This is a genomic window from Actinoplanes sp. NPDC049802 (assembly GCF_040656595.1).
Taxonomy (GTDB): Bacteria; Actinomycetota; Actinomycetes; order Mycobacteriales; family Micromonosporaceae; genus Actinoplanes.
Map to the genome: position 1 here is coordinate 19,208 of NZ_JBFAMR010000074.1, position 5,691 is coordinate 24,898.

The 5,691-nt window shown below is 70.0% G+C and carries 3 protein-coding genes; all 3 read left to right on the forward strand.

Going from position 1 to position 5,691, the window contains the following annotated elements:
• The first annotated feature begins 66 nt into the window (after window positions 1-66).
• The 3 genes from AB0I88_RS33660 to AB0I88_RS33670 all read left to right on the forward strand — a co-directional run bounded on the left by AB0I88_RS33660 (window position 67) and on the right by AB0I88_RS33670 (window position 5,638).
• Window positions 67-1,395: a VWA domain-containing protein gene (locus tag AB0I88_RS33660; protein WP_361034072.1), complete on the forward strand. Its 1,329-nt coding sequence runs from the start codon at window positions 67-69 to the stop codon at window positions 1,393-1,395.
• Between the two features lie 27 nt (window positions 1,396-1,422).
• Window positions 1,423-2,535, forward strand: a complete 1,113-nt coding sequence (locus AB0I88_RS33665) for an AAA family ATPase (RefSeq protein ID WP_361034075.1) — start codon at window positions 1,423-1,425, stop codon at window positions 2,533-2,535.
• 361 nt (window positions 2,536-2,896) lie between these two features.
• Complete coding sequence (locus AB0I88_RS33670; RefSeq protein ID WP_361034098.1) at window positions 2,897-5,638, forward strand: DUF5682 family protein; 2,742 nt, start codon at window positions 2,897-2,899, stop codon at window positions 5,636-5,638.
• Window positions 5,639-5,691: the final 53 nt, after the last annotated feature.

A 5,691-nucleotide genomic window follows, 5' to 3' on the forward strand; every position in this document is an offset into this window, starting at 1 on the left:
TGCGAGCGAATCGGTCAGCTCAGGTTTGTACTCATGCTGGCGCCGGAGCGAAGCGGAGGTGACGGCATGAGCGAGCTTGCGAGCGAATCGGTCAGCGTCTCCGCCGGGGAGACCCGCCGTCAGGTCCTCTACTGGCGGCTGTTGTCGCGGCTTTTCGACGCCGAGGAGCAGGCCGCGCTGGAGTCGGCGAGCATGGCGATCGTCGGCGACCTGGGCCTGCCGGCCGCGCTGCTCGATCCGGCCGTGTCGGTGGACACCGTGGTCCAGCGGTTCCCGCAGCTGGAGCGGGAGTTCGACGGGCTGATGAGTGACCCCGGCGACGACCGCGACGGCGAGGTCCGGCGTGCCGCCCTGGTGTCGAAGCTGCTGCTCAACGTGTTCGCCACCGGCTCCGGCAACGTGACCGCCGAGCAGCTGCAGCGATGGCAGGCCGACGCCGGCCGGTTCGAGCGGGCGATGGGCTGCGAGCCCGGGCAGTTGCGCGGCCGGGCGGCGGGCACCGGCACGGGCCTCGGTGCGGCGCTGGCCGGCATCGAGGGCGACCTGGTCAGCCGGATGCGGCTGCGCGAGGTGCTCGCCGACAACCGGCTGGCCCGGCAGCTCACCCCGAGCATGTCGCTGATCGAGCAGTTGCTGCGCGACAAGGACAATCTGGACGGCACAGCGCTGGCCAACGCCAAGGCGCTGATCCGCCGGTTCGTCGACGAGGTGGCCGAGGTGCTGCGCACCCAGGTCGCGCAGGCCAGCGCCGGCACCATCGACCGGTCCGTGCCGCCGAAACGGGTCTTCCGCAACCTCGACCTGGACCGCACGATCTGGAAGAACCTGCCGAACTGGAGCCCGGAGGACGAGCGTCTCTACGTCGACCGGCTCTACTACCGGCAGACCGCGAAACGGATCGAGCCGGCCCGGCTGATCGTGGTGGTGGACCAGTCCGGGTCGATGGTCGACGCGATGGTCAACTGCACCATCCTGGCCTCCATCTTCGCCGGGCTTCCCAAGGTCGACGTGCACCTGATCGCATACGACACCAGGGCCCTCGACCTCACCCCGTGGGTGCACGACCCGTTCGAGGTGCTGCTGCACACCCACCTCGGCGGCGGCACCGACGGCACGGTCGCCCTCGACCTGGCCCGCCCCAAGATCACCGACCCGCGGAACAGCGTGGTCGTCTGGATCTCCGACTTCTACGAGTGGCAGGAGCAGGCCGTGTGGGACGGCATGCAGTCCATCCACCGTGCCGGGGTCAAGTTCATCCCGGTCGGCTCGGTGAGCAGCGGCGGCCACCAGAGCGTCAACCCGTGGTTCCGCCAGCGATTCAAGGACCAGGGCACACCGGTCCTGTCCGGCCACATCAAGAAGCTCGTCACCGAGCTCAAGAACTTCCTCGTCTGATCGCAAGAGCAAGGAGACTTTTCCGCGATGAGTGACATGCTGCGCGCCCCCGCCGAGGTCAAGTACGCCGAGGAGCTGGACTGGCTGGAGTCCGTCGACGACGGTCCCAAGCCGTTCTCGTGGCGGCTCAGCCCGAAGATGGTGCGACTGTTCATCCTGGGCTCCGAGCGTGCCGACGGTCTGGAGCGGGAGATCGCCCAGAAATGGTTCGGCGACCGCAGCTTCGTCGAGCGGGCGATCGTCACCCTCGCGTCGGACCGAGGGCTGCTGCTGATCGGCGACCCGGGCACCGGTAAGAGCTGGCTCGCCGAGCTGCTCGCCGCGGCCATCAGCCGTAACTCCACGCTTGTCGTGCAGGGCACCGCCGGCACCACCGAGGACCACATCAAGTACTCGTGGAACGTGTCGATGGTGATCGCGAAGGGCCAGTCCCGTGCCTCGATGATCCCGTCGCCGATCATGACCGCCATGGAGGGCGGCGTGATCGGCCGTTTCGAGGAGCTGACCCGTTCCACCAGCGACGTGCAGGACGCGCTGATCTCGATCCTCTCCGAGAAGTACGTGTCGATCCCCGAGCTGGACGACGACAACATCGTCTTCGCCAAGCCCGGATTCAGCATCATCGCCACCGCGAACAGCCGGGACCGGGGCGTCAACGACCTGTCGTCGGCGCTCAAGCGGCGGTTCAACTTCGTCCGTATCCCGGTGGTGACGAACAAGAAGAGCGAGGCGGAGATCGTCCGCTTCCGGACCGAGGAGCTGCTGCGCCGGCACAACATCGAGCTGGAGGTTCCGCCCACCCTGCTCGACGTGCTGTTGCAGAGCTTCGCCGACCTGCGCGCCGCCTCCGCCTCGGCGGCCGGTGACGACGAGCGGCTGGAGTCGGCGCTGTCCACCGCCGAGCAGATCGGTGTCCTGGAGGACGCCATCCTGCACAGCAACTTCTTCGGCGCGCGAGCGCTGACCGCGGAGGCGCTGGCCGGGTCGCTGGTCGGCTCGCTCGCCCGGCGCAGCCCGGAGGATCTGGCCATTCTCAACAAGTACTGGCACGGCGTGGTCGAGCCGCGCAGCCGCGAGCAGAGCGGCGAGTGGTCCGGGTTCCTGGAGGGCGGCCGCCAGGCGATTGCGACCCTGTCTTGACTTCTCCCCCGGCTAAAGCAGGGGGATTCCATCCTCGCGGATGGAGCTTTCTGCATCAACGACCCAGCCGACCCGAGTTAACGGCGGGGGGCGTCCTTGTGGTCGCCCATCGGTCTAACGCGATCTCTACAGACGTCACTTCCCGCCAGCCCGGCGGTAGGCCCGGCCTGGCTGGCTCGGGCGCGAAGAAAGTAGCACGGATGTTTGCTTGCGCAACAGTGGCCCTTGCGGACGCCGGATTCGCCTTGACGGCGAACCGGCGCTACCTGCCCTGCCCCGCTGGGAATCCGTTTCCTCCTGGCCCTGATGGGCCGGGCTTCCACGGAGGTATTCGGTGACGTTCGACTCGCTGCGTGAGCAGCTGCTGTCCGCCGCCGAGGAGCTCGGCGGCGGCCCGGCGGCGCTGCCCGAGATCCTCGCCGGGATCGTCGACGACGTCGACCACGCCCTGAGCGAGCCGCTGGAGATCTTCCCGGTCTGCCACCACTCACCGGCCTCCGCGCTGGCCATGCTGCGGCGGCTGCGGGAGAAACAACCGAAGGTCGTCTATCTGGAGCTGTGCGAGGACCTCCAGCCGCTGCTCACCGAGCTGCGCAACTGCCGGTTGCCGGTGGCGCTGCAGGCCTTCGCCTCCGAGCTGGAGGGCTTCCCGGTGGAGTCGGCGCCGCTGTCGGTGATCGCGCCGATCACCGAGGCGTCCGCCGAATACCAGGCGATCGCGTACGCGCTGGAGACGCCCGGGGTGGAGCTGGTCCTGGTGGACCGGTCCACCGACCACGTCTTCCAGTGGCAGCCCGACGTGACCCCGGCCACCTCGGGCGAGCCGGAGGAGGACCTGCACGGTGATGCGGTCGGCGTGGAGATCGGTGACCTGCGGCCGCGTTTCGCCGAGCTGGAGGAGTACCTGCTGCACCACGGCCGGGTCCGGCACTGGTCGGAGTGGTGGGACCAGTACGTCGAGCAGCCCCTGGCCGGCGCCGACCACGAGACGTACCGGCAGGTGATGGTGCTGGTCGGCAGCCTTTTCCGGCGGCTGGCCCCGCATGACACCCGGCGTTACGCCGGCGACGAGGACCGGGAACGCTACATGTGGACCCGGATCCGCGAGCATCTCGCCGCCACCGGCACAGACCCGGCCGACTGCCTCTACATCTGCGGCGCTTTCCACGCGGCCAGCCGGGTCCCGGAGGCCGGCTCCGCTCTCGGCACACCGGACTTCGCGATAAGCCCGCGGACCGGCACCACCTGGCTCTACGGCCTGATCCCGTCCAGTCACTCGGCGATCGAGGCCCAGTTCGGGCTGGCGCCCGGCTCGGTGTCGATCGCGGCGGCCACCTGGCAGAAGCAGCTCACGAAACACCGGCTCACCCCGTACAAGCTGCAAGGTCAGAAGAGCAGCGGCCGGAAGAAGGCGCTGCCCGCGCCGGTGACGCCGGCCGCCCCGGTGACCGACCACCTCACCGGCTACCTGTCCGGCCCGCCCGTGCTGGACGGGCTGGACGAGGAGGAACTGCGCGGCTGGTGCGTCGACATCGTCCGGCTGGCCCGCCGTAACGGTTACCTCGCGAGCACCGCCGACGCGATCGCGGTCTTCGAGACGTCCGTCCTGCTGGCCGGGATGCGAGGGCGGGCGCGGCCGACGCCGTACGACTTCCAGGACGCCGCGGTCACCTGCATCGAGAAGGACACGGTGCCGGGTCGGCGTGACGTGCGACGGCTCTGCGAGATCCTGCTCGGTGGCGACCGGATCGGCCGGGTCGGCTACGACGCCATGCCACCGCTGGCCCGGGACGTGTTCGACCGGCTCGAACCGCTCGGCCTCAATCTGGAGCAGCGCAGCATCCAGCGGGCGCTGCTCGACCTGACCGCCCGGCCCGAACTGGCCGCCTGCTCGCAGCTGCTGTGGATGCTGCGGTACCTGTTGCCCGACCAGGCGGTCCGCCCGATCATGGGCAGCCGCCGGCTCGGTGAGAAGCACATCCAGGAGAGCTGGGACCTCGACCTCGGCCGCCACCAGCGTGCCGTCATCGAGCTGGGCTACGAGGGCGTCACCGTCGAGCAGGTTCTGGAGCAGCGGCTGCGCCGGGACGCCTGGGATCCGAAGGCGACCGCGGCCATCGCGCTCAAGGCGGTGGAGAACTCACTGCTGTTCCTGGAGAGCCCGCGTCTCACCGACGAGCTGGGCGCCCGCGCCATCGAGCTGTTGTCAGCCGAGCGTACGGTCGACGACGCGCCCGAGGTGCTGCGCCGGATCCGTCGGCTGCTCGGCCACTACCGGTCCACCGCCCCGGCGCTGCCGACCTGGTGCGAGCGTTTCGTGATCGCTGGGTATGCGCACTACTGCACCCTGCTGCCGACCGCTTTCGTCGACGAGGCGACCGGGGTGCGGCAGGTGGGGGCGATGCTCGGATTCCTGTTCAGCATGGAGAGCCTCGCCCTGTCGCTGGGCTGCGACCGGATCCAGCTGGAGATCGCGGTCCGGCAGTCGCATCCGGAGGCCCCGGCCAAGGTGGCGCTGCTGTGGGCGGCGCTGCACCAACTGGGCGCCCTGCCGATGGCAGACCTGCGGGCCCGGGTCGGCGACCTGCTCGGCAATCCGCTGGTGGTGCCTGCCGTCCCGCAGTATGTCAGCGGTTTCGTGCAGGCGCTGGAGCCGGTGCCGAGGCTGGCTCCGTTCGTGGTGGAGACGCTGTCGCGGGCGTTCGGGCAGCTGCCCGATCCGGTGCTGCTGCCCTGGCTACCCAACCTGATCATGACGTTGCGGCAGCAGGCCGCCGAGCTGGTGCCGGTGCTGACCAGGGAAGCGGGCCGCACCTTCCCGGGCACGCTTGCCGCCCTCGACTCATGGATTCCGCCGTGGAGCGCGCCGGCTCGCGGCCGGACGGCCGTCGCGGCGATGGGTCCGGCGGTCGCGGCGGCGGCGTTCCTGGCGTCCGGCCCGTCGTCGGCGGACGCGGTGGCACGTCTTCTCGGCTGTGAGGGGGAGTGGGCACCGGTCACGGCCGGGCTGTCCGCCGGGCCGGAGACGGGCGAGGCGGTGGTGGGCCTGCTCACGGCGTACCCCGAAACTGCGGAGGCCGTCGCCGACCTGGTCGGAAGCTGATTGCCGGCGGGGATGAGGTTCGGCGCTGGTCGGGGCGGCTGGCTGCCGGCGGG

Bases quoted from the DNA above. Each gene is read 5' to 3' on its own strand.
- AB0I88_RS33660 (WP_361034072.1), top strand. From the start codon at position 67: ATGAGCGAGCTTGCGAGCGAATCGGTCAGCGTCTCCGCCGGGGAGACC.
- AB0I88_RS33665 (WP_361034075.1), top strand. From the start codon at position 1,423: ATGAGTGACATGCTGCGCGCCCCCGCCGAGGTCAAGTACGCCGAGGAG.